Annotated in this window: 20 protein-coding genes and 4 pseudogenes; 16 read left to right on the top strand and 8 right to left on the bottom strand. The window is 72.0% G+C overall.

The window, feature by feature from the left end; all coding sequences use genetic code 11:
• Nucleotides 1-59: 59 nt before the first annotated feature.
• From AB0M11_RS25695 to AB0M11_RS25735, 9 genes and pseudogenes are all read left to right on the top strand, one after another.
• A pseudogene (locus AB0M11_RS25695) lies at nt 60-431 on the top strand (GTP-binding protein); the annotation flags it as partial.
• A 509-nt stretch (nt 432-940) separates the two neighbouring features.
• Nucleotides 941-2,257, top strand: coding sequence for a sugar ABC transporter substrate-binding protein (locus AB0M11_RS25700; protein ID WP_365709334.1), 1,317 nt, complete (start codon nt 941-943; stop codon nt 2,255-2,257).
• Nucleotides 2,258-2,262: 5 nt separating this feature from the next.
• Nucleotides 2,263-3,255 carry a sugar ABC transporter permease gene (locus tag AB0M11_RS25705; RefSeq protein WP_365709336.1) on the top strand — a complete coding sequence of 331 codons (993 nt, stop codon included), beginning with the start codon at nt 2,263-2,265 and terminating at the stop codon, nt 3,253-3,255.
• Nucleotides 3,248-4,108 carry a carbohydrate ABC transporter permease gene (locus tag AB0M11_RS25710; RefSeq protein ID WP_365709338.1) on the top strand — a complete coding sequence of 287 codons (861 nt, stop codon included), beginning with the start codon at nt 3,248-3,250 and terminating at the stop codon, nt 4,106-4,108. Before AB0M11_RS25705 ends, AB0M11_RS25710 begins: the two co-directional genes overlap by 8 nt.
• 26 nt (nt 4,109-4,134) lie before the next feature.
• On the top strand, nt 4,135-5,493 hold the full coding sequence (locus AB0M11_RS25715) for a GH1 family beta-glucosidase (protein ID WP_365709340.1): 1,359 nt from the start codon (nt 4,135-4,137) through the stop codon (nt 5,491-5,493).
• A 216-nt stretch (nt 5,494-5,709) separates the two neighbouring features.
• Nucleotides 5,710-6,582: a helix-turn-helix transcriptional regulator gene (locus AB0M11_RS25720; protein WP_365709342.1), complete on the top strand. Its 873-nt coding sequence runs from the start codon at nt 5,710-5,712 to the stop codon at nt 6,580-6,582.
• Nucleotides 6,579-6,764, top strand: coding sequence for a DUF397 domain-containing protein (locus AB0M11_RS25725; RefSeq protein WP_365709344.1), 186 nt, complete (start codon nt 6,579-6,581; stop codon nt 6,762-6,764). The genes AB0M11_RS25720 and AB0M11_RS25725 overlap by 4 nt, the downstream gene beginning before the upstream one ends.
• Before the next feature lie 163 nt (nt 6,765-6,927).
• The gene (locus AB0M11_RS25730) at nt 6,928-7,617 is read left to right on the top strand and encodes a hypothetical protein (protein ID WP_365709346.1); all 690 of its coding nucleotides are present in this window, start codon (nt 6,928-6,930) and stop codon (nt 7,615-7,617) included.
• A gap of 59 nt (nt 7,618-7,676) precedes the next feature.
• On the top strand, nt 7,677-8,402 hold the full coding sequence (locus tag AB0M11_RS25735; RefSeq protein ID WP_365709348.1) for a YcnI family protein: 726 nt from the start codon (nt 7,677-7,679) through the stop codon (nt 8,400-8,402).
• Between the two features lie 320 nt (nt 8,403-8,722).
• Here AB0M11_RS25735 and AB0M11_RS25740 read toward each other — a convergent pair whose 3' ends face one another.
• From AB0M11_RS25740 to AB0M11_RS25765, 6 genes and pseudogenes are all read right to left on the bottom strand, one after another.
• Nucleotides 8,723-9,292, bottom strand: coding sequence for a hypothetical protein (locus AB0M11_RS25740; RefSeq protein WP_365709350.1), 570 nt, complete (start codon nt 9,290-9,292; stop codon nt 8,723-8,725).
• A 3-nt stretch (nt 9,293-9,295) separates the two neighbouring features.
• Nucleotides 9,296-10,888, bottom strand: a complete 1,593-nt coding sequence (ctaD, locus tag AB0M11_RS25745) for a cytochrome c oxidase subunit I (RefSeq protein ID WP_365709374.1) — start codon at nt 10,886-10,888, stop codon at nt 9,296-9,298.
• Between the two features lie 237 nt (nt 10,889-11,125).
• Nucleotides 11,126-11,791 carry a vitamin K epoxide reductase family protein gene (locus AB0M11_RS25750; RefSeq protein ID WP_365709352.1) on the bottom strand — a complete coding sequence of 222 codons (666 nt, stop codon included), beginning with the start codon at nt 11,789-11,791 and terminating at the stop codon, nt 11,126-11,128.
• A 119-nt stretch (nt 11,792-11,910) separates the two neighbouring features.
• Nucleotides 11,911-12,378, bottom strand: a pseudogene (locus AB0M11_RS25755) (hypothetical protein); the annotation flags it as partial.
• A gap of 144 nt (nt 12,379-12,522) precedes the next feature.
• Nucleotides 12,523-12,819 (bottom strand): annotated as a pseudogene (locus AB0M11_RS25760) (hypothetical protein); the annotation flags it as partial.
• 44 nt (nt 12,820-12,863) lie between these two features.
• Nucleotides 12,864-13,658: a CDP-alcohol phosphatidyltransferase family protein gene (locus tag AB0M11_RS25765; RefSeq protein ID WP_365709355.1), complete on the bottom strand. Its 795-nt coding sequence runs from the start codon at nt 13,656-13,658 to the stop codon at nt 12,864-12,866.
• Nucleotides 13,659-13,779: 121 nt separating this feature from the next.
• On the opposite strand from AB0M11_RS25765, the gene AB0M11_RS25770 reads away from it, so the two are divergent.
• From AB0M11_RS25770 to AB0M11_RS25790, 5 genes and pseudogenes are all read left to right on the top strand, one after another.
• Nucleotides 13,780-14,763, top strand: a complete 984-nt coding sequence (locus AB0M11_RS25770) for a dehydrogenase (protein ID WP_365709357.1) — start codon at nt 13,780-13,782, stop codon at nt 14,761-14,763.
• Nucleotides 14,764-14,923: 160 nt separating this feature from the next.
• The gene (locus AB0M11_RS25775; protein ID WP_365709359.1) at nt 14,924-15,322 is read left to right on the top strand and encodes a 6-carboxytetrahydropterin synthase; all 399 of its coding nucleotides are present in this window, start codon (nt 14,924-14,926) and stop codon (nt 15,320-15,322) included.
• On the top strand, nt 15,319-16,521 hold the full coding sequence (locus AB0M11_RS25780) for a glycosyltransferase family 4 protein (RefSeq protein WP_365709361.1): 1,203 nt from the start codon (nt 15,319-15,321) through the stop codon (nt 16,519-16,521). Before AB0M11_RS25775 ends, AB0M11_RS25780 begins: the two co-directional genes overlap by 4 nt.
• Entirely contained in the window at nt 16,518-17,540 is a 1,023-nt protein-coding gene (locus tag AB0M11_RS25785) for a trans-aconitate methyltransferase (protein WP_365709363.1), read from the top strand. Before AB0M11_RS25780 ends, AB0M11_RS25785 begins: the two co-directional genes overlap by 4 nt.
• Nucleotides 17,537-18,418, top strand: a pseudogene (locus AB0M11_RS25790) (lysylphosphatidylglycerol synthase transmembrane domain-containing protein); the annotation flags it as partial. The gene AB0M11_RS25785 and the pseudogene AB0M11_RS25790, both read left to right, overlap by 4 nt.
• 98 nt (nt 18,419-18,516) lie before the next feature.
• On the opposite strand, the gene AB0M11_RS25795 reads toward AB0M11_RS25790, so the two are convergent.
• On the bottom strand, nt 18,517-19,275 hold the full coding sequence (locus AB0M11_RS25795; RefSeq protein WP_365709366.1) for a creatininase family protein: 759 nt from the start codon (nt 19,273-19,275) through the stop codon (nt 18,517-18,519).
• A 38-nt stretch (nt 19,276-19,313) separates the two neighbouring features.
• Here AB0M11_RS25795 and ribA point away from each other — a divergent pair, with 38 nt between their 5' ends.
• Together ribA and AB0M11_RS25805 are read left to right on the top strand one after the other, a co-directional pair.
• Nucleotides 19,314-19,973, top strand: a complete 660-nt coding sequence (gene ribA, locus AB0M11_RS25800; protein ID WP_365709368.1) for a GTP cyclohydrolase II — start codon at nt 19,314-19,316, stop codon at nt 19,971-19,973.
• A 55-nt stretch (nt 19,974-20,028) separates the two neighbouring features.
• On the top strand, nt 20,029-21,174 hold the full coding sequence (locus AB0M11_RS25805) for an FAD-binding oxidoreductase (protein WP_365709370.1): 1,146 nt from the start codon (nt 20,029-20,031) through the stop codon (nt 21,172-21,174).
• Between the two features lie 54 nt (nt 21,175-21,228).
• Here AB0M11_RS25805 and AB0M11_RS25810 read toward each other — a convergent pair whose 3' ends face one another.
• The gene (locus AB0M11_RS25810; protein ID WP_365709372.1) at nt 21,229-22,452 is read right to left on the bottom strand and encodes a serine hydrolase domain-containing protein; all 1,224 of its coding nucleotides are present in this window, start codon (nt 22,450-22,452) and stop codon (nt 21,229-21,231) included.
• Nucleotides 22,453-22,754 lie beyond the last annotated feature (302 nt).

Here is a 22,754-nt window from a genome sequence, read left to right on the forward strand (position 1 = left end):
GGGAATAGCGCTGCCCCTGCGGAGCCATTCCGGGAACGTCATTCGAAAGGCATCGGGCCGTGCGCACCGAACTCCACCCGAACTCCGTCAACGCTCTTGCCGCCGTACGCAATCCGGGCATCCTCGCCCACGTCGACGGCGGGAAAACCACCGTCACGGAACGCATCCTCTTCGCCACCGGCACCATCCACCAACGCGGCGAGGTCCACGAGGGCACCACCGTCACCGATTTCGACCCCCAGGAACGCGACCGCGGCATCACCATCTTCGCCGCGGCCGTCAGCTGCGCCTGGCGCGGCCACCGCGTCAACCTCATCGACACGCCGGGCCACGTCTACTTCGCCGACGAGGTCGAACGTTCCCCGCGCGTCCTCGACGGCGCGATCGCGGTCTTCGACGCGGTCGCCGGCGTCGAGCCGCGGAGCGAGTCGGCCATGCGACCCGGTTGCGCGGCCGCACCCAGGGCCGCGCCACCTTCACCAGCCGCCCGACCGGCTACGCCCCGGCCCCGGCCGCGGTGACAGCTCGGTGGCACGGCGGCGGGAGACTGCTCGGTGACACGGCCGCGGGGGACTGCTCGGGGACGCGGAGGTGGGGGCAGGGGGGAGACTCCCCGACCCTCACCGCCCGTCGAAACACAACCGTTGCGGAACGCCGTCCGCGCCTCCTCCGCGCAGGTCACCCCGCGTCGGCCCAGGTCACGCCGTCGGCACCCGCGCACCCCCGCGCCGGAACCGGCTGTTCTGCGGCCCGCCTGCGCCGACACCCGTGCCGGATCCCTTGACGCGCCAGGCGCCGGGGGATTAACTCACGTCCTAAATTAAGCCGTGAGGGGCTTCGGCAGCCGAACGTCGGTCCAGGTGTCCGCACCGCGCGGGCGCAGGGGCCTTCGCGAAGCCCTCTCGGGGTTATCGACTCCCGGAAAGGCACAGCTGGAGCCATGCGCAGCATCCGAGCCGCGGCCGTAGGCGCCGTCACCCTGTCCCTCGCCCTCGCGGCCACGGCCTGCGGTGGCGGTTCGTCCACCGGGGGCGGGTCCGACGACTCCCCGAAGACGCTCACCTACTGGGCCTCGAACCAGGGCGCCAGCATCGAGGTCGACAAGAAGGTCCTCCAGCCGGAGCTCGACAAGTTCCAGAAGCAGACCGGCATCAAGGTCAAGCTGGAGGTCGTGCCCTGGTCGGACCTGCTCAACCGGATCCTGACCGCGACCACCTCGGGCCAGGGCCCCGACGTGCTGAACATCGGCAACACCTGGAGCGCCTCGCTGCAGGCGACCGGCGCGCTGCTGCCCTGGGACGCGAAGAACTTCGCCAAGATCGGCGGCAGGGACCGGTTCGTCGACTCCGCGCTCGGCTCCACCGGCGCCGCGGGCAAGGACCCGGCGGCCGTACCGCTGTACTCGATGGCCTACGCGCTCTACTACAACAAGAAGATCTTCGCGGACGCCGGTATCGCCAAGCCCCCGGTCACCTGGGACGAGTTGATCGCCGACGGCAAGAAGATATGGGCGAAGGGCAAGTCGGTCCTCGGTGCCGAGGGCGGCAACGTCTCGGAGAACATCCACCACGTCTTCGTCTTCGCCAAGCAGCACGGCGCCGACTTCTTCACCTCCGACGGCAAGCCCGACTTCACCAACGACAACATCGTGGCCGCGGTCAAGCAGTACGTCGACCTGATGGCCAAGGACAAGGTCATCCCGACCGGTGACGCCGAGTACGCGCAGAACCAGTCGGTCAGCGACTTCGCCAAGGGCAAGCAGGCCATGCTGCTGTGGCAGTCGGCGTCCGCCAACCTCAAGTCGCAGGGCATGAGCGACAGCGACTACGGCATCGCCCCGGTGCCCGTGCAGTCCGGCACCCCCGGCACCGGCGCCCAGGTCAACTCGATGGTCGCCGGCATCAACATGGCCGTCTTCAAGAACACCAAGAACCTCGACGGCGCCACCAAGTTCGTGAAGTTCATGACCAGCGACGACGAGCAGAAGATCCTCAACACCGCCTACAGCTCCATCCCGCCGGTCAAGACCGCCCAGGAGGACGCGGCCTTCAACACCCCGGCCAACTCGGTGCTGAAGAACACCCTCGCCACCAGTGCCGCGGCCCTGCCCCAGGTGGCCTCGGAGTCGCAGTTCGAGACCACGGTCGGTACGGCGGTCAAGAACCTGTTCGCCGAGGCCGCCGCCGGGCACGCCATCACCACCGACTCCGTCAAGGCCGAGCTGGCGAAGGCCCAGCAGCAGATGCCGGCGGCCTGAGCACCATGACGACCACCACCACCGCCGTACACGAGCCGGTGCGTGCGAACTCCCCCGGGACGGCGGGCGGCTCGGGCCGCCGTCCCGGGCGGATCCGCCGGATCGGACTGCCCTACCTGCTGCTCCTGCCCGCCCTGCTGCTCGAACTCCTCGTCCATCTCGTCCCGATGGTCATCGGTGTCGTGATGAGCTTCAAGGAGCTCACCCAGTTCTACATCCGCGACTGGACCACCGCCCCCTGGGCGGGATTCGGCAACTACAAGCTGTCGGTCGAGTTCGACGCCCCGATCGGCAAGGCCCTGCTGCACTCGTTCTTCGTGACCGTCGGCTTCACCCTGCTCTCGGTCGGCCTGTGCTGGCTGATCGGCACCGCGGCCGCCGTGTTCATGCAGGACACCTTCAGGGGCCGTGGCCTGCTGCGCGCCCTGTTCCTGGTGCCGTACGCGCTGCCGGTCTACGCGGCCGTCATCACCTGGGTGTTCATGTTCCAGCACGACAACGGCCTGGTGAACCACGTCCTGCACGACCAGCTGCACCTCACCGAGAAGCCGTCCTTCTGGCTGATCGGCGACAACAGCTTCTACGCGCTGCTCACCGTGTCGGTGTGGAAGGGCTGGCCGTTCGCCTTCCTCATCGTGATGGCCGGCCTCCAGAACATCCCGCGGGAGCTGTACGAGGCGGCCGCCCTGGACGGCGCCGGCCTGTGGCAGCAGATCCGCCGGATCACCCTGCCGTCGCTGCGCCCGGTCAACCAGGTGCTGGTCCTGGTCCTGTTCCTGTGGACGTTCAACGACTTCAACACGCCGTACGTGCTGTTCGGGAAGTCCGCGCCGGAGGCCGCCGACCTCATCTCGGTCCACATCTACCAGGCCTCCTTCGTCACCTGGAACTTCGGCACCGGCTCCGCCATGTCCGTGCTCCTGCTGCTCTTCCTTCTGGTGGTGACCGGCGGGTACCTGGTGCTCACCTCGCGCGGACGGAGGACCTCGGATGTCTAGTCCCAGCTCGCCCATGGCCCCGCCGCGTTCCTTCCTCTGGTCCCGGCGGATCTTCCTCACGCTGCTCACCGGGTTCGTGCTGATCCCCGTGTATGTGATGGTCTCCAGCTCGCTCAAGCCCCTCTCGGACGTCACCGGCAAGTTCCGCTGGCTGCCGAGCGGGCTGACGATCCGCCCGTACATCGACATCTGGTCGACGGTCCCGCTCGCGACGTACTTCGTGAACTCGCTGATCGTGTCGGTCGCGGCGACGGTCTGCTCGGTCGTCGTCGCGGTGTTCGCCGCCTACGCCGTCAGCCGCTACGAGTTCCGCGGCAAGCGGGTCTTCACGGTCACCGTGCTGTCCACGCAGATGTTCCCGGGCATCCTCTTCCTGCTGCCGCTGTTCCTCCTGTACGTCAACATCGGCAACGCCACCGGCATCGCCCTGTTCGGCTCCCGCGGCGGCCTGATCCTCACCTACCTGACCTTCTCGCTGCCGTTCTCGATCTGGATGCTGATCGGGTACTTCGACTCGGTCCCGCGGGACCTGGACGAGGCGGCACTGGTGGACGGCTGCGGGCCGCTCGGCGCGCTGCTGCGGATCGTCGTCCCCGCCGCGATCCCCGGCATCGTCGCGGTCGCCGTCTACGCCTTCATGACCGCCTGGGGCGAGGTGCTCTTCGCGTCGGTGATGACCAACGACACCACCCGCACCCTGGCCGTCGGCCTCCAGGGCTACTCGACGCTCAACGACGTGTACTGGAACCAGATCATGGCCGCCTCGCTCGTGGTCAGCGTCCCCGTCGTGGCCGGCTTCCTGCTGCTCCAGCGCTACCTCGTCGCCGGGCTGACCGCCGGCGCCGTCAAGTGAACCCACCCTGTTCCGAAGGGAATTTCGTGACCATCGACCTCGCCGCCCTCCCGCACGACTTCCTGTGGGGCACGGCAACAGCGGCGTACCAGATCGAGGGAGCCGTCGCCGAGGACGGCCGTGCGCCCTCCATCTGGGACACCTTCTCGCACACCCCGGGCAAGATCGCGGGCGACGACAACGGGGATGTCGCCTGCGACCACTACCACCGCTGGCGCGAGGACATCGACCTGATGCGGCAACTGGGCACGAACGCCTACCGGTTGTCGGTCGCCTGGCCACGTGTGCGGCCCGGCGGGGACGGCCCGGTCAACGCCAGGGGCCTGGACTTCTACGACGAGTTGATCGACACCCTGCTGGCGGCCGGCATCACCCCGTCGGTCACCCTCTACCACTGGGACCTGCCGCAGGCCCTCCAGGACCGCGGCGGCTGGCCCGAGCGGGCGACCGCCGAGCACTTCGCCGCGTACGCCTCCGTCGTCGCCGAACGCCTCGGCGACCGCGTGCACCACTGGACCACCCTCAACGAGCCGTCCTGCTCCGCCTGGATCGGCCACCTGGAAGGCACGATGGCCCCCGGCTGGAGGGACCTGACGGCCGCCGTCCGCGCCTCCTACCACCTGCTCCTCGGCCACGGCCTGGCCGCCCAGGCGATCCGCGCCGCCGCGCCCGGCGCCGAGGTCGGCATCGTCAACAACCTGTCCACGGTGTTCGCCGCCACCGACCGCCCCGAGGACGCGGCCGCCGTCCGCCGCCACGACGGGCACGTCAACCGCTGGTGGCTGGACCCGGTGCACGGCCGCGGCTTCCCGGCCGACATGGTCGAGACCTACGGCGTCGAACTCCCGGAGCGCCCCGGCGACCTGGAGACCATCGCGACCCCGCTCGACTGGCTGGGCCTGAACTACTACTTCCCGGCGTACGTGGCGAACGACCCCGACGGCCCCGCGCCCTACGCCCGTTCGGTCCACCGGCCCGACGTCCCGCGCACCGGCATGGACTGGGAGATCGACGCGAGCGGCATCGAGACGCTGCTGCTGCGCCTGACCGAGGAGTACGGCGCCCGCAAGCTCTACGTCACCGAGAACGGCTCCGCCTACCCCGACGTGGTCCGCCCCGACGGCACGATCGACGACCCCGAGCGCCAGGCCTACCTGGTCGGTCACCTCGCGGCCTGCGCCTCGGCGGCCCGCAAGGGGGCCCCGCTGGCCGGCTACTTCGCCTGGTCGCTGCTGGACAACTTCGAGTGGGCGTACGGCTACGCCAAGCGCTTCGGGCTGGTCCACGTCGACTACCGCACCCAGGTCCGCACGATCAAGGGCAGCGGCCACCGCTACGCGGACATCATCCGCGACCACCGGGGACAGGCCCGCCGGGCGGCCTGACACACACCGCGGTGGGCGCGGACGAGGGGAGTACCGCGCCCACCGCACGTTCGACCGTCGTGCAGGTGAGCGACGGCCGCGCACCCTTCCGGGGGTGCGGTGCGTACGCTGCGTCGGCGTACGAGGGCAATCCGTAGACGGTACGCGGATCCTGCCGCCACTCTGGGCGGCTGAGCGCGGGGAGCGGAGTGCGCACGTACCTGGAGGTGGCCGCGTATGACGAACGGTGTGGACGAGAGTGAGGGCGAGGACCTGACGGGCTGCGAGGCGGTGGAGCGCGAGCCCGATCCCTCCGACAGCCTGCGGACCTTCGGGGCCGTCGTCCATGCCCTGCGGGAGCACGCCGGGTACAGCAGGTCCGAGTTCGCCGAGCTGGTGCGGTACTCCAAACACACGGTGGCGTCGGTGGAGTTGGGCAGGCGGATGCCGGACCGGGCGTTGGTGGAGCGGGCCGAGGAGGTGCTCGGCAACACCGGGGCGTTACGGAAGGCGGCCCAGTTCCTGACCCGCGGCGACCGGGGGCTGGCGGTCTGGTTCCGGCGGTGGGCCCGGCTGGAGCGGATCGCGGTCAGCCTGTGCACGTACGAGTGCAGGCTGGTGCCGGGGCTGCTGCAGTCGGAGGGATACGCGCGGGCCGTGTTCGACGGCACCATTCCGGTGGTCACCGACGAGGGGCTGGAGAACCTGCTCGACGTACGGATGAAGCGGCAGCGCATGCTGTACGAGCGGCCGACGGTGCCGTTCAGCTTCATCGTCGAGGAGCACGTGTTCCTGCGGCGCTTCGGCGGCGCGGAGCGGATGCGCGAGATGTACGACCACGTGCTGGAGCGGGCCGCGCTGCGCAACGTGACGCTGCAGATCGTGCCCCTGGAAGCGGGGCTGCACGCGTGTCTGGACGGACCGGTGCAGCTCCTGGAGACGCCGGACGGGCGGCGCTTCGCCTACTCGGAAGGGCAGCAGAACGGGCGGCTGATCGGTGACGTGAAAGAGGTGAGCCTTCTCCAGCAGCGCTATGACACACTGCGCTCGCAGGCACTGAACCCCGAAGAATCGCGGGGCCTGTTGGAGCGACTGCGAGGAGAACTATGAGCACGACGGAACTCGCCTGGTTCAAGTCCAGCCACAGCGGCAGCCAGGGAGACAGCTGCATCGAGGTCGCTGTCACCGCACAGGCCGTCTGCGTACGGGACTCCAAGGACGTGTCCCGGCCGCACTTCGCGGTGTGCCGGGAGGGCTGGACGGAGTTCGTGGCGTTCGCCGCCGAGGCCTGATCCTCGCGGCACTCGCCGGCTCCAGGCGTCGCGCGGGCGGAGACGGGCTCCGCCCGTCCTCGTGCCACAGCGAACCGTGACCGCCGCACGGGAAGACCCCAGCCATGAGTGAACGGGGCGTCCGCGCTCCGCGTATCCCCCCAGCGTGGGAGGATCGCTCACCATGAGTGCGTCACCGGCGGTACGGAGCCTGCGCGCCGCGGTGTTCGCCGCGGTGTGCGTGCTCCTGGCCGCCGCCGGGCACGGGCTCGCCATGGGCGACCTGCCGCCGCTGTGGGCCGACGCGGCCGGATTCGCGGTCGTCTTCGCGCTGGGCCGGGCCCTCGCCGGACGCGAGCGCGGGCTGCCGGAGATCGGCGTGGGCATGCTGCTCACCCAGGCCGGTCTGCACTTCGGCTTCGACGCGGCCCGCGCGGTCACCCCGGCACCCGCGCCCGCGTCCGCGCCTGCGTCCGCCATGACCGTGGCCCCCATGCGCCTGCACGGCCATGTCGTGACCGGCATGACCGGCATGACCGGCATGGCGGGCATGGGCGGTACGGGGAGTGGTGGGCCGCAGTACCCGCACCTCCCCGTCCTCCTGACCGCGCACGCCACCCTCGCCCATGTCCTCGCCGCGCTCGTCGCCGCCTGGTGGCTGCGCCGCGGTGAGGCCGCGCTCTGGTCGCTGCTGCGGCGCACCGCCGCCCTCGTCCCCGGCCTGGCCGCCTGGTGGCAGGACGCCCCGCTGGCCGCCCCGGCCGGCGGACCCCGCCTGGCCCCGGCCGGCCCGATACGGCCCCGGCCGCTGCTCGCGCTGCGGCACGCGGTGAGCCGGCGCGGCCCCCCGAACCCGGTCCCGTACCCCGCCTGACCCGCAGGACCCTCTGCGGACCCGCTGCCGGACTTCACCCGTACGGAGATCGACTCATCATGTCCACCACCCGACTGACCCTCCGCCGCGCCGCCACCGTCACCGCGCTCACCGCCGCTTCGGTGCTCGTCGCCGCCGGCGCCGCCGCCGCGCACGTCACCGTCCACCCGGAGAGCTACGCCAAGGGCGCCACCGACGGCCTGCTGACCTTCCGCGTGCCCAACGAGGAGGACACCGCCGCCACCACCAAGGTCCAGGTCTACCTGCCCACCGACCACCCGGTCCTGGGCGTCCTCGTCACCCCGCACGACGGCTGGACCGCCAAGGTGACCACCACCAAGCTCAAGACGCCGGTGAAGACCGACGACGGCACCATCACGGAGGCCGCCTCCGAGATCACCTGGACGGGCGGCAAGATCGGCGCCGGCCAGTTCGAGGACTTCGACGTCGCCTTCGGGCAGCTGCCCGAGGACACCGACCAGCTCACCTTCAAGACCCTGCAGACCTACTCCGACGGCAAGGTCGTCCGCTGGATCGAGCAGGCGCAGAGCGGCGACGACGAGCCGGAGAACCCGGCGCCGACGCTCAAGCTGACCGCGGCGGGCGACCAGGCCGCGGCCTCGTCCGCGCCGGCCGCCACGACCGGCACCAAGGCGACGGCCACCGCCGCCGACTCCGGCGACTCCACCGCCCGCGGCCTCGGCGTCGCGGGCCTGGTCGTCGGCGTCCTGGGCCTGGCGGCGGCCGCGTTCGCCGTCGTACGGACGCGCGGCGCACGGTCGTAACCGACAACCAGAAGGGGGCCCGGACCGATCCCCGGACGCCGACTCTGTCGGGGATCTGGGGATCTGGGGATCTGGGGATCAGCGGGTCGACTGCACCGTGTTCGCAAGGACTTCGGGCGAGGGATCTCGCGCTGGGCGAGGTGGTTCGGGACGCCCGTCGCCGTGTCGGCCGAGGAGGTCTGACGTCCGTCGGCTGCGTGGCCGAACACGACCTGCCCGGCGCCGAGTTCTGGTCCAGGGCTGCTGCGGACCACCGGCCGGGGCCAGGAGACCCTCGCGGCCGCCGCGCTGCCCCGGCCGGCGCCTTGGCCGCGGACCGGTCACCGGGCGAGGGGCCGGGACTCGGTACGGGGGCGACGGCGGACCGCGCGCGCAAGCGTGAGTGCGAGGGTGAGGAACAGACCGACCACCGCGGCGGGGACGAGGACCGCCGCCGGTCTGCCCGCGCCGCGCCCGGACCCGGCGCTCATCAGGTAGAGCGCCGCGGCCACGGCGCCTCCCAGCCCCGAGCCCACGAGGACGGCGAAGACGTAGCGGGAAGCGCCGCTGCCGTGGCCGTGCCCGCGCGGGACGGCGGGCAGCATCGCCCAGTCCTGGGCGATCTCCCGCCCCTCCTGTCGGCGCTGCGCACCGGCCCGCAGCCGCAGGCCGAGGGTGACGGACGCGCCCGCGACGGCCGCGACGGCCGGTACCCACAACACGTCGGCCACGAGCAGCAGGACGGCGATCACTCCGCCCGTTCCCCAGCCGCTCAGGCAGGCCGCCGCCCCGGTGCGGCGGGAGAGCGGCCGGTCGGCTCCGGCCCGCAGATCGACGAGGGCCGGTACGTACCAGACACAGCCGGCGGCGGTCACCGCGCCGGTGCCCAGCGCCGGGACGACGAAGGACATGACTCAGCTCACCGCCTCGGCGGCCGCGGCGATCTCCGGGTGGTGCAGGTCGAACGCCGGGGACTCGGAGCGGATCCGGGGCAGGGTGACGAAGTTGTGCCGCGGCGGCGGGCAGGAGGTCGCCCACTCCAGCGAGCGGCCGTAGCCCCAGGGGTCGTCGGTCTCGACCTTCTGGCCGTACTTGGCGGTCTTCCAGACGTTGTAGAAGAACGGCAGGATCGACAGGCCGAGCAGGAACGAGCCGATGGTGGACAGGGTGTTGAGGGCGGTGAAGCCGTCGGCCGCGAGGTAGTCGGCGTAGCGGCGCGGCATGCCCTCGACGCCCAGCCAGTGCTGGACCAGGAAGGTGGTGTGGAAGCCGACCGTGAGCGTCCAGAAGGTGATCTTTCCGAGGCGTTCGTCGAGCATCTTGCCGGTGAACTTCGGCCACCAGAAGTGGAAGCCGGCGAACATCGCGTACACGACCGTGCCGAAGACCGTGTAGTGGAAGTGCGCGACGACGAAGTACGAGTCGGAGAGGTGGAAGTCCATCGGCGGTGCCGCCAGGATCACGCCGGTCAGGCCGCCGAAGACGAAGGTGATCAGGAAGCCGGTGGCCCAGAGCATCGGAGTCTCGAAGGAGAGCGATCCCTTCCACATGGTGCCGATCCAGTTGAAGAACTTCACCCCGGTCGGGACCGCGATCAGGAAGGTCATGAAGGAGAAGAACGGGAGGAGTACGCCGCCTGTGACGTACATGTGGTGGGCCCACACCGTCACGGACAGGCCGGCGATGGCGACCGTGGCGCCGATGAGGCCCATGTAGCCGAACATCGGCTTGCGGGAGAAGACCGGGATGACCTCGGAGACGATCCCGAAGAACGGCAGGGCGAGGACATACACCTCGGGATGGCCGAAGAACCAGAACAGGTGCTGCCACAGCAGCGCGCCGCCGTTGGCCGCGTCGAAGACATGGCTGCCGAACTTGCGGTCGCACTCCAGCGCGAACAGGGCCGCGGCCAGGACCGGGAAGATGATCAGGACCAGTACGCCGGTCAGCAGCACGTTCCAGGTGAAGATCGGCATGCGGAACATGGTCATGCCCGGGGCACGCATGCAGATGATCGTGGTGATGAAGTTGACCGCGCCGAGGATGCTGCCGAAACCGGACAGCGCCACGCCCATGATCCACAGGTCGGCGCCGAGTCCGGGCGAGTGCACGGCGTCCGACAGCGGCGCGTACAGGAACCAGCCGAAGTCGGCGGCCCCGCCCGGGGTGAGGAAGCCGAACGCCGCGATCGACGAGCCGAACAGGAACAGCCAGTAGGCGAGCATGTTGAGGCGCGGGAAGGCCACGTCCGGTGCGCCGATCTGCAGTGGCATGATCCAGTTGGCGAAGCCGGTGAAGAGCGGCATGGCGAACATCAGCAGCATGATCGAGCCGTGCATGGTGAACGCCTGGTTGAACTGCTCGTTCGACATGATCTGCAGCCCGGGGCGGGCGAGTTCGGCGCGCATCAGCAGGGCCAGCACACCACCGACGACGAAGAACGCGAACGCGGTGACGAGATACATCGTCCCGATCTTCTTGTGGTCGGTGGTCGTCAGCCACTCCACCCACGCCGGACGGCCCGCCGACCGCCCGGCCCTGGTGCTGACCGTCCGCTGGTCCACGGTCGTCGCCTGCTGTATCTGTACCTCGTCCACCGGACGGTGTCCTCCCTTTGCAGTCTGTGTCGCCACATGATCGGCAATGGGGTACGGGGTCCCGATAGGGCCGAACGGTCCCTGCGAGGCCCGGCGGTCAGGGTCCAACGACCCCTCTTGGTCCCGTCGGCGAAGCAACAGTCGGCTTCACAGCAGCGTCTGCCAGTAGCCCCAGAAGCGGGTGGCGATCAGCAGCACGATGCTCAGGTACCAGGTGACCGGGACCACCCAGTGGAACTCCTGCACGCCGGCGACCACCGCCCGGGGCGCGCGGACGACTCCGTGCCGGAGGTTGTGCACGGTGGTGTACCAGAACATGGCGATGGTCGTCGCCCAGGCCAGGCAGCACCACAGGCACAGCGCGCCGATCTCGTACAGCGCCTGGGTCATCAGCCACATGCAGAAGCCCGCGCCGAACACCGTGCCGGCGTTCAGGCCGAGCCAGAACCAGCGGCGGAAGCGGGCACCGGCCAGCAGCGCGCATCCGACGGCGACGACCACCGGGTAGGTGAGCAGGCCGAGCAGCGGATTGGGGAAGCCGAACACGGTCGCCTGGTGGCTCTTCATCACGTTCGTGCAGGACAGGACCGGGCTGATGTTGCAGGACGGCGAGAAGTTCGGGTCCGTCAGCAGCTGCAGCTTGTCGAGCGTGATCACGAAGGAGGCGAGGATGCCGAGGGCGCCGGAGACGATCAGCAGCCAGGCGAAGGCGCGTGAGGCGCCGCTCGTGCCGGCCGCCGTGATCCCGTGCCCCCGGCCGGGCTCCGGAGCCCCGGTGGTGAGGTGGTGCGTGGTCGTGGTGGCGCCGGTCATCGAGGGGTTCCCGCCTCACTGGTGTCCGGGGCGGTCCAGGGGGCCGCGGTGGTCGGTGCGGGGCCGGCGCCGCGCGGACGCCTGCCGCCGGCCGGGGCCCATGGCGCGGGAGTCGGGTACCGCTCTGCGCCCTCCGGCCACACCACTTCCGTCGGTACGCCGTGCGCGCGGGCGTAGGCCACCAGGTGCGCGGTGGCGTCCCGTCCGTCGGAGGGGGAGCCGTCCCAGACGGCCAGCAGCTGTCGGCACCCCGCGATCATCAGCTCGTCCGCGCCGACGCACGCGTCCCGGTCGGCCGGGTCGTAGGCCAGGAGGCGCACCAGGCGGGCGCGGGACAGCAACTCGCCGACCACGAGGCGATCCCGTGCCGGCAGCAGCGCGGGCACCATCCCCTGCGTGGGAACGATCACGACCAGTTCCCGTCCCGCCGCCCGCACCGCCCGCCCAAAGGCCGGCGGCACCCCCGCACCCGCGCGCACCAGCCCGGTCGTCCGGGCGTCTGCCCGCTCCAGCCGTGCCCGCAGTTCGGCCTCCACCAGTCTCAGCGCTCGTGGAGTCAGGTCGGCGTGTCCTACCGCCGCGATCATCTTGCCGGTCACCTCCCGCCGCATGGCGATCCCGTCCGTCCCCGCACAGGCGGGGCCGCGGGATCAGTGAAGCCATCGCGTCCGGGTGCCAACAAGGGCCGAACGGCCCACCGCGCCGCCGTTCGACCTGGCGTTCTCGCCCCCTCGCCAGGCCGCGGCCGCGCGCACCAGGTGGCCCGGGGTGCGGCCGACCGCGTCGGCGAGCGTGGCGTACACCGCGCGTGTGGAGGCGGTCAGGCCGGAGCCGGGGCGGGCGGCGGCCCGACGCACCGCGTCCTGCCAGAGGGCCGGTTCACCGACCGGTTCGCGTCCGGTGGCGAACAGGGCGTGCGCGCGGGCGGCGTCGGTGGCCGGCTGGTCCAGCGCGAAGGGGTCGGGGCCGCCGGGCACCGCCGGACAGATCGGGGGCTGCTCGGGGTGCGGCGGAACCGGCAACGGGGGCGCCCCGGTCCGGGCCCTCTTCCGCTGTTCTCGGCACCACCGGTTCAGCGTGCCGCCAGCTCCAGCATCTCGATCTCCTCAAGGGAGGCCGCCATGGACGCCGCCTGCTCCGCCGGTATCGCCGCCGGCCGCGCGTTGCGCCGCAGCCACAGCACGTCCCGGCCGAAGGACCACACCAGGGAGCCGAGCGCCAGCAGCACCACGCCCAGGTTGGCCAGGTACGGCAGCAGGTCCGCGCCGGCCAGCAGCAGGCAGACGCCCTGCATCGCGGCGACCGTCTTGCGGGCCATGGAGTGGGGGAGGGGGGCGTTGAGCCAGGGGGCGGCCTTGGCCGCCGCGACGAACGCGTAGCGCATCCCGCCGATCAGCAGCACCCAGGGCCCCAACTGCGTGGAGACGTACACGCTCAGCACCAGGATCAGGAACGCGTCGACCTCCATGTCGAAGCGGGCGCCCAGGGCCGTCGACGTACCGGTCCGGCGGGCCACCTTGCCGTCCACGCCGTCGAGGATCAGGGCCACGGCCGTCAGGCCGACCAGCAGGGTGACCGGCGGGGAGCTCTCGAAGGAGTCCGCGACCAGGGCCGTCACGCCGCCGACCAGGATCGCGCGGCCGAGGGTGACCCGGTTGGCGGGACCGAAGGAGCGCGGCCGGGTGCGGTGCAGGGCCCGGGAGAGCACGGCCCAGGTGGCTATCGCGAAGGCGAGACCCACAAGCCAGCCGGCAGGCCCCATGCCGATCGCCGTCCCGAGCAGGGCCAGCAGCAGGATCTGCACGCCCGCTCCCACCGCGGTCTCCTGCTGGACCAGCCTGGCTTCGTAAGTGTTGTTCAGGGCCACCGCACGTCCTCCGGCCGAGTGACAGAGTCGATCAACGCCGCGTACTGTGCGCGGCCTGTGCACTTCTCGCTGTGCACATCTCCGTACGTGAACCACTTCCCGATCGTTCAGGAGGATGCCGATGAACTCCTCGGCCCGCGCGTTCTGGCTCCGCTCCCCGGGGCACGGAGAGCTGCGTGACATCACCCTCACGGAGCCCGGCGAGGGCGAGGTGCTGGTGCGCGCGCTGTACTCGGGGGTCAGCCGGGGCACGGAGACCCTGGTGTTCCGTGGCGGGGTGCCGGAGAGCCAACACGCCGTGATGCGGGCGCCGTTCCAGGAGGGCGAGTTCCCCGGTCCGGTCAAGTACGGCTACCTCAGCGTCGGCGTGGTGGAGCAGGGCCCCGATGGGCTGGTCGGGCGTACGGTCTTCTGCCTGTATCCGCACCAGACGCGTTACGTCGTTCCGGTGAGCGCGGTGACGGTGGTACCGGAGCGGGTACCCCCGGCGCGTGCGGTGCTCGCGGGGACCGTCGAGACCGCGGTGAACGCCCTCTGGGACGCGGCGCCGCTGCTCGGCGACCGGATCGCGGTCATCGGCGGCGGCATGGTCGGCTGCTCGGTCGCCGCCCTGCTCGCCCGCTTCCCCGGCGTACGGCTCCAACTGGTCGACGCCGACCCGGCCCGCGCCGAGACCGCCGCGGCGCTCGGCGTGGACTTCGCGGCCCCCGGGGACGCCCTCGGCGGGTGCGACCTGGTCGTGCACGCCAGCGCCACCGAGCAGGGCCTGACCCGCGCCCTGGAACTCCTCGCGCCGGACGGCACGGTCATCGACCTGAGCTGGTACGGCGACCGGCGGATCGCCCTCCCGCTCGGCGAGGCCTTCCACTCCCGCCGGCTCACCGTGCGCAGCAGCCAGGTGGGCACCGTCTCCCCGGCCGCCCGCCCCGGCCGCACCTACGCCGACCGGCTCGCCCTGTCCCTGGACCTGCTGGCCGATCCGGCGCTGGACGCCCTCATCACGGGGGAAAGCGCGTTCGAGGAGCTGCCGGAACTGCTCCCGCGGCTCGCCTCCGGGGAGATCCCCGCCCTCTGCCACCGGGTCCGCTACGGCGACAACGGCTGACGGAACGTCCACTCCCGTCCGGTGCGGCCCGCCAAGAGGTCCTGACCTGAGAAAAGAGTGAGAGTGGACTGAACGCGGGGAAACCGAGAGCCGTATTAAGGGCATCCCCCGGCAGGGATCAGCCGAGGGACCAGACGCGCCGCACCTGGAGGGTCGTCCGTTGTTCAGCATCACCGTCCGCGATCACATCATGATCGCCCACAGCTTCCGCGGCGAGGTGTTCGGGCCCGCGCAGCGCCTGCACGGCGCCACGTTCCTGGTGGACGCCACCTTCCGCCGCGAGCAGCTGGACGACGACAACATCGTCGTCGACATCGGTCTCGCCACCCAGGAACTCGGTGCCGTGGTCAGCGAGCTGAACTACAGAAACCTGGACAACGAAGCCGACTTCGCCGGAATCAACACCTCCACCGAGTTCCTGGCGAAGGTCATCGCCGACCGGCTCGCCGAGCGCATCGAGAAGGGCGCGCTCGGCGAGGGCGCCCGGGGCCTCGCCGGGCTGACCGTCACCCTCCACGAGTCGCATGTCGCCTGGGCGAGTTACGAGCGTGCCCTGTGACCGACCTGACCGTCGGCCCCCAACCGGCCCTCACCTTCGTGCCCGCACAGCGCGCGGCCGCCCCCGACAGCAATGCCCCGGCGAACATCGGGATCCTCCCCATGTCCCTGCGCACCGTGCACTTCGTCATGCCGGGCGGGGTCGACGACCCGGCCAACCCGAGCGGCGGCAACGCCTACGACCGGCGGCTCTGCCTGGACCTGCCCGGCTTCGGCTGGCAGGTCACCAGGCACGCGGTCGACGGCTCCTGGCCGCGCCCCGACGCCGCCGCCCGCGACGCCCTCGCCCGCGCCCTGCGGGAACTGCCCGACGGCACGGTCGTCCTGCTGGACGGTCTGGTGGCCTGCGGGGTCCCGGAGATCGTGGTACCGGAGGCGGAGCGGCTGCGGCTCGCCGTCCTCGTCCACCTGCCGCTCGGTGACGAGACCGGCCTCGACGCGGCCGTGGCCGCCGACCTGGACGCCCGGGAGCGCGCGGTGCTGCGTGCCGTGTCCGCCGTGATCGCGACCAGCGACTGGGCGGTACGACGGCTGGTCTCGCACCACGGCCTGGCCCCCGAGCGGGTCCACGTGGCCGCCCCGGGCGCCGACATCGCCCCGCTGGCCGCCGGCACGGACGGCGTCTCGCACCTGCTGTGCGTCGCCGCCGTCACCCCCCGCAAGGGCCAGCACCGGCTGGTCGAGGCGCTTGCGGCGGTCCGCGACCTGCCGTGGACCTGCACCTGCGTCGGCGGGCTCGACGCGGCTCCCGAGTACGTCGCCCATCTGCGGTCGCTGATCGCGGAACACGGACTGACCGACCGGCTGCACCTGGCGGGCCCGCGCGCCGGCGCCGACCTCGACGCCAGCTACGCTGCCGCCGACCTGATGGTCCTCACGTCGTACGCCGAGACCTACGGCATGGCGGTCACCGAGGCCCTCGCCCGCGGCATCCCGGTGCTCGCCACCGACGTCGGCGGACTGCCCGAGGCGGTCGGCCGGGCCCCCGACGGCGGGGTGCCCGGCATCCTGGTGCCGCCGGAGGACCCCGCCGCGCTCGCCGCCGAACTGCGCGGCTGGTTCGGCGAGGCGGACGTGCGCCGCCGTCTCAAGGCTGCCGCGCGCGGCCGGCGGGCGGCACTCGACGGTTGGGCGGCCACCGCCCGCAGCCTCGCCGGAGTCCTGCTGCGGCTCCCGGACGAACCCAGGAGGGCCGCATGACCAGTGAGACCACGACCACCGCTCCGGTCGGCGCGATCCCCGCGCAGCCGGGCCCGACGGATGTCACGGACGCAGAAGTGGGACGAGGGAGCGAACAGGTGCCTTCCGAGGTGATCGCCGGGGCCGGTCCGGTCGTCCGTCCGGGCGAGCGGGCCACCGTACGACTGCGCGAGACCGGGCCCGAGGAGCCGCCGCGGTACGCCCCCGAGTGGCTGGAGCTGCGCGAGAGCGCGGACGCGGCCGCCCGCTCCCACGACCTGCTGGACCCGCTGCGGATCCGGCTGGCCAACCTGCCCGGCAAGGCGGGCGGCATCGTCGTGCACGACCTGGGCTGCGGCACCGGCTCGATGGGCCGCTGGCTCGCGCCCCGCCTGGACGGCCCCCAGCACTGGATCCTGCACGACCGCGACCCCTACCTGCTGCACTTCGCCGCCGTCGCCTCGCCCCGCGCGGCCGCCGACGGCAGCCGGGTCACCGTGGAGACCCGGCGCGGCGACGTCGCCCGGCTCACCCCGGACGCCCTCATCGGCGCCTCCCTGGTCACCGCCTCCGCACTGCTGGACGTGCTCACCCGGGAGGAGGTCGACACACTCGCCGCTGCCTGCACCGGGGCGGGCTGCCCCGCGCTGCTCACCCTCTCGGTCGCCGGGCGGGTCGAGCTGACCCCCGCCCATCCGCTGGACGCGGAGATCGCCGAGGCGTTCAACGCCCACCAGCGGCGCGGCGGACTGCTCGGCCCGGACGCGGTCAGCGCCGCCTGCGAGGCGTTCGCCGACCGGGGCGCCACCGTGAAGGTGCACCCCAGCGCGTGGCGGCTCGGCCCCGACGAGAAGGCGCTCACCGAGCAGTGGCTGCGCGGCTGGGTCGGCGCGGCCGTCGAGCAGCGCCCCGAACTCGCCGCCCGCGCGGAGGCCTACCTGACCGAACGGCTCGCCGCCAACGCGGCCGGCGATCTGCGGGTCGTCGTGCACCACAGCGACCTGCTCGCGCTCGCCCGGCCGACCGGAGGCACCGCATGAGCACCCCCACCCTGGTCCGGCGCACCGTGCCCGTCGCCGCGCCGGCCGTGCCCCGGCGCCTCAGCTTCCGGGCTGTCCGCACCCACCTGGGCACCCTCGCCGGAGCCGCCATCATCGCGGTGCTGCTGTGGCGGCTCGGCACCGGCGTCTTCCTCGACGGACTGCGCCGGATCGACACCCCGACGCTGGTCGTCGGCCTGGTGATCGGCGCGGTCACGACCGTGCTGAGCGCCTGGCGCTGGCAGCTGGTGGCCCGCAGCCTCGGTCTGCGGCTGCCCCTCGGACCCGCCGTCGGCGACTACTACCGGGCGCTGTTCCTGAACGCGGCCCTGCCCGGCGGGGTCCTCGGCGACGTGCACCGGGCGGTCCGGCACGGGCAGAGCGAGGGCGACATCGGGCGCGGGGTCCGCGCGGTCGTCCTCGAACGCACCGCGGGCCAGATCGCGTTGACCGTGTTCGGCGCGGGCGCGCTGCTGATCCTGCCCTCGCCGGTCCGCGACGACGTGCGCAGCTTCGCCCCGCTGGTGGCGGCCGGCCTGGCCGGCGCGTGCGCGATCGTGATCGCCGTCCGGATGAACAGGTCCCCGGGCAGGCGGAGCGGCGCCCTGCGGGCCACGCTCGGCGAGGCCCGCAGGGCGCTGCTGTCGCGCCGCACCGGGCCGGGCGTCGCGCTGTCCTCGGCGGCCGTCCTCGCCGGGCACGTCGGGATGTTCGTGCTGTCCGCCCGGGTCGCCGGGTCGGCCGCCTCCGTGGCGGTCCTCGTCCCGATCGCCGTCCTCGCCCTGGTCGCCATGGGCCTGCCGCTGAACGTCGGCGGCTGGGGCCCCCGGGAAGGCGTCACCGCCTGGGCGTTCGCCGCGGCCGGCCTCGGCGCGGACAGCGGGTTCGCCACCGCCGTCGTCTACGGCGTCCTCAGCTTCGTGGCCGCCCTGCCCGGCCTGGTGGTCCTGGTCGCACGCTGGTACGCCGGACTGCGCTACTCCCGCCCGGCGGTGAGCAGTTCGAAAAGCGCGCCGAAGGACTCCGCGAGGCTCGACAGCAGTTCCTTCCCCTTTTCCGCCGAACCCAGGGAAGGGCGGCCGATGACGCCCGACTCGGTATAGGCGGACATTCCCAGGGTGAGGAGATGTCGACGGTCGTCAGCGGTGAAATCAGCGGACTCGTAACCAGGGCGGACCAATTCGGGATGAGCGTGCAGCAGAATGGAGGTCTCGATTTCTCCGGCATGCATGTCGGTGAGCGCCGAGGTCTCCACCCCGGCCCGTGCGAGAGCCGACTCCCAGTCCTCCGCGACCGGGTACAGCGCCAGCCGCTCGCCCCGCGCGGACGCCTCCTGCACGACGTTGCCCAGCACGTAGTTGCCGCCGTGGCCGTTGACCACGACCAGCGCCTCGACGCCCGAGCGGCGCAGCGAGTCCGCGATGTCGTTCACCATCGCGTGCAGGGTCACCGCGGAGATGCTGACGGTCCCCGGCCAGGCCGCGTGCTCGTGCGAGCAGGAGATGGTCACCGGCGGAAGGAGGTGCACCGGGTACGCCGCGGCGATCTCCCGGGCGACGGCACAGGCGACGAGGGTGTCCGTGGCGAGCGGGAGGTGGGCCCCGTGCTGTTCGAAGCTCCCCACGGGGAGGACGGCGACCTGTGTTGAAACGCCCGCCCCCCTGGTCCGTACCTCTTCCGTGGTGTCCGTCGGCAACGAGCCGTATGCCACCGTACGCGCGCCCGAACCACTCATCTTTTCACGGCCTTTCGTCTCTGCTTAGGAATCAGATCATGACAGAAAACATCGGCGTACTCGGCACGAAGTCCCCACGGCGTTCGGGCGTGGAACGCGTCGTGAATGCACCGCTGCCCACCGTGTACGGGAAATTCCAGGCGATCGGCTACCTGGACCACGACCGCGGTGACGAACAGGTCGCCCTGGTCTACGGGGACATCGGCAGCGACCGGGTGCTGACCCGGCTGCACTCGGAGTGCCTGACCGGGGACGCGTTCGGCTCCCAGCACTGCGAGTGCGGCGACCAACTGGCCGCGGCGCTGCGCGCGGTCGTCGCCGAGGGCAGCGGAATCGTCGTCTACCTGCGGGGACACGAGGGCCGTGGCATCGGCCTGCTCGCCAAGCTGCGCGCCATGGCCCTCCAGGCGGAGGGCCTGGACACCGTCGAGGCCAACCTCGCGCTCGGCCTGCCCGTCGACGCCCGCGACTACGGCGTCGCCGCCGGCATCCTGCGCGATCTCGGGGTGGGTTCGGTACGCCTGATGTCCAACAACCCGCGCAAGCGCGAGTCGTTGGTGCAGCACGGCATAGAGGTCGCCGAAACGGTCCCGCTGCTCATCGAGCCGTGCGAGAACAACATCACCTACCTGCGGACGAAGCGCGAGCGGCTCGACCACGTGCTGCCCCACCTGGACGCGGTGGCGCACTGGTCGTGAGGTACCGGGCGGCCTCCCGGGGAAGGATCGGGGGAGACCGACAGGAGGTACACGCGTGAATCTTCGCGCCCAGGTCGTGATCATCGGCGGCGGGGTGATCGGTACCAGCGTCGCCTGGCATCTCGCGAGCGCGGGCGTCCGCGACGTCGTCCTCGTCGAACGCGACGAACTCGCCGCCGGATCCACCTCGAAGGCCGCGGGCGGAGTGCGCGCCCAGTTCTCCGACGAACTCAACGTCCAGCTGGGCGCGCGCAGCCTGGAGGCCTTCGCCCGCTTCGGCGAGGAGATCGGGTACGACATCGGGCTGCGCCGCGTCGGCTACCTGTTCCTGCTCTCCACCCCCGAGGAGGTCGCCTCCTTCGAGGCGGGCGTCCGGCTGCAGAACCACCTCGGCGTGCCCAGCCGGATGCTCACCCCGAAGGAGGCGGCCCGGCTCTCCCCGCTGATCGCCACCGAGGGACTGCTGGCCGCCGCGTACTCCCCGGACGACGGCCACTGCACGCCCGAGTCCGTCGTGCACGGCTACGCGGCGGCGGCCCGCGCCCACGGCGCCCGCGTGCTGCGCCGCACCGAGGTCACCGGCATCGAACGGGACGGCGGGTACCTCACCGCCGTGCACACCACCCTCGGCCGGATCGCCACCGGCACGGTGGTCTGCGCGGCCGGCGCCTGGTCGCGGACGGTGGGCGCGATGGCCGGCGTCGACTTACCGGTGCAGCCGCTGCGCCGCCAGATCGCGGTGACCGAGCCGGTGCCGGGGCTGCCGCCGACGCTCCCCATGACGATCGACTTCAGCACCAGCCTGTACTTCCACGCCGAGGGCCCGGGACTGCTGCTCGGCATGTCCGATCCCGACGAGCGGCCGGGCTTCGCCACCGACACCCACGACCGCTGGATCCCGCGTCTTTACGGGGCGCTGGAACGCCGGGCCCCGGCCCTCCTCGACCTGCGCCGCACCGGCGGCTGGGCGGGCCTGTACGAGAACACCCCCGACCACAACGCCCTGATCGGCGAGGCGCCCTCGGTCTCCCGGTTCCTGTACGCCACCGGGTTCTCCGGCCACGGGTTCCTCCAGGCACCGGCGGTCGGCGAGGTGATCCGTGACCTGTACCTCGGCCGGGCGCCGTTCGTGGACGTCGGCCCGCTCGGCGCCGGCCGGTTCGCGGCCGACGCCCCCCGCCCGGAGACCAACCTGGTCTGACCCCGGCGGCCGGTCCCGGACCACCCGGTCCGGTCCGGGTCGGTCGGGCCGCGATCAGTCCAGGACGGACTCGTGGACCAGCCGGCGCAGCTCCGGGAAGATCTTCAGGGTGCGCGGCCGGACCTGGGTGTGGAACTGCACGGTGAGGTCGTGGGCCGGGTCGACCCAGAACGCGGTGGTGGCCGCGCCGGTCCAGCCGTAGGTGCCGGGGCTGCTCGGGGAGAGGGTGCGGTCGGGGTCGATCACCACGGAGACACCGAGGCCGAAGCCGAGCCCGTCGTTGGCCGGCTCCTGGTGCACCGGGGCGCCGTAGGCCCGCAGGTCGGCGCCGCCGGGCAGGTGGTTGCTGGCGAACAGCGAGACCGAGGCGGGGGACAGCAGCCGCACGCCGTCCAGTTCGCCGCCCCGGCGCAGCATCTCCATGAAGCGGTGGTAGTCGTACGCCGTCGCCGCGAGGCCGCCGCTGCCGGACAGGAAGCGGGGGCGGCCGCGCAACGGCAGGCCGGGGACGGCCTCGATGCCACCGTCCTCGGTCTCGCCGTACAGCTCCGAGAGCCGGTCGGCCTGTTCGGGCACGATGTGCAGGCCTGCGTCCGGCATGCCGAGCGGCCGGAAGATCCGCTCCGCGAAGAACTCGTCGAGTCCCTGTCCGGAGACCACCTCGATGACGCGGCTGAGCACGTTGAAGCCGACGGAGTAGTTCCACTGGGTGCCCGGCTCGAACTGCAGGGGCATCCGGGCGTACACCGCCATCGCCTCCGCGAGGTCCGCGCCCGACGGCACCGAGAACTCCAGGCCCGCCTCGCGGTAGCAGGCGTCCACGGGGTGCGTGTGGTAGAAGGCGAAGGTCAACCCGGCGGTGTGGGTGAGCAGATGGCGGATCCGGATCGGGCCGTCGGCGGGCCGGGTCACCATGTCCTCGCCCGCGCCGGAGACATGGACCCGCGGGGCGGCGAACTCCGGGAGGAAACGGTCGACCGGGTCGTCCAGCGACAGCAGGCCGTCCTCGACCAGCAGCAGCACGGCGACCGCGGTGACCGGCTTGGTCATGGAGTAGATCCGCCAGATGGTGTCCGCCTCGACCGGCAGTCCGGCCGCGCGGTCGCGATGGCCCTGCGTGGTGAGGTGGGCGACCCGGCCGCCGCGAGCCACCGCCACCAGGTAGCCGGGCAGGCGCCCTTCGTCGACGTAGTGGGCGAAGTGCTGGTCGAGGCGGTCCAGCGCCTTCACGTCCAGCCCGACCTCACCGGGGTCGACTTCCTGTCGCAGCTGTGCCATCGCTCTCCTTGGGTCGTGTCGTCCGCGGTGCGGTCCGACCTCGGACCTCATCGTCGCGCAGGAGGAGCGCAAAGGTCCCGCTCATCCGCGTGTGGTGTGACGGACGCTATAGCGCAGGCACCGGGAAACGGACGCGCCGCCGCCTCCCTTCCGGTGCCGGAGCCCCGCGCCTGCCGGCCCGAACCCGCCGTACGACGCGACCGCGGCCCGGGGGCCGGAGTCGTGCGGCAGGTCGTGTCGGCTCCTTGGTTCGTCACATGCCCGCGATGTGCCGCGCCGACTCCGGGCCCACCCGGATCGGC

Source organism: Streptomyces sp. NPDC051987, assembly GCF_040680735.1.
Taxonomy (GTDB): domain Bacteria; phylum Actinomycetota; class Actinomycetes; order Streptomycetales; family Streptomycetaceae; genus Streptomyces.

Coding starts and splice junctions, on each gene's coding strand:
- AB0M11_RS25700 (WP_365709334.1), top strand. CDS start 941: ATGCGCAGCATCCGAGCCGCGGCCGTAGGCGCCGTCACCCTGTCCCTC.
- AB0M11_RS25705 (WP_365709336.1), top strand. CDS start 2,263: ATGACGACCACCACCACCGCCGTACACGAGCCGGTGCGTGCGAACTCC.
- AB0M11_RS25710 (WP_365709338.1), top strand. CDS start 3,248: ATGTCTAGTCCCAGCTCGCCCATGGCCCCGCCGCGTTCCTTCCTCTGG.
- AB0M11_RS25720 (WP_365709342.1), top strand. CDS start 5,710: ATGACGAACGGTGTGGACGAGAGTGAGGGCGAGGACCTGACGGGCTGC.
- AB0M11_RS25725 (WP_365709344.1), top strand. CDS start 6,579: ATGAGCACGACGGAACTCGCCTGGTTCAAGTCCAGCCACAGCGGCAGC.
- AB0M11_RS25730 (WP_365709346.1), top strand. CDS start 6,928: ATGAGTGCGTCACCGGCGGTACGGAGCCTGCGCGCCGCGGTGTTCGCC.
- AB0M11_RS25735 (WP_365709348.1), top strand. CDS start 7,677: ATGTCCACCACCCGACTGACCCTCCGCCGCGCCGCCACCGTCACCGCG.
- AB0M11_RS25740 (WP_365709350.1), bottom strand. CDS start 9,292: ATGTCCTTCGTCGTCCCGGCGCTGGGCACCGGCGCGGTGACCGCCGCC.
- AB0M11_RS25750 (WP_365709352.1), bottom strand. CDS start 11,791: ATGACCGGCGCCACCACGACCACGCACCACCTCACCACCGGGGCTCCG.
- AB0M11_RS25770 (WP_365709357.1), top strand. CDS start 13,780: ATGAACTCCTCGGCCCGCGCGTTCTGGCTCCGCTCCCCGGGGCACGGA.
- AB0M11_RS25785 (WP_365709363.1), top strand. CDS start 16,518: ATGACCAGTGAGACCACGACCACCGCTCCGGTCGGCGCGATCCCCGCG.
- AB0M11_RS25795 (WP_365709366.1), bottom strand. CDS start 19,275: ATGAGTGGTTCGGGCGCGCGTACGGTGGCATACGGCTCGTTGCCGACG.
- ribA (WP_365709368.1), top strand. CDS start 19,314: ATGACAGAAAACATCGGCGTACTCGGCACGAAGTCCCCACGGCGTTCG.
- AB0M11_RS25810 (WP_365709372.1), bottom strand. CDS start 22,452: ATGGCACAGCTGCGACAGGAAGTCGACCCCGGTGAGGTCGGGCTGGAC.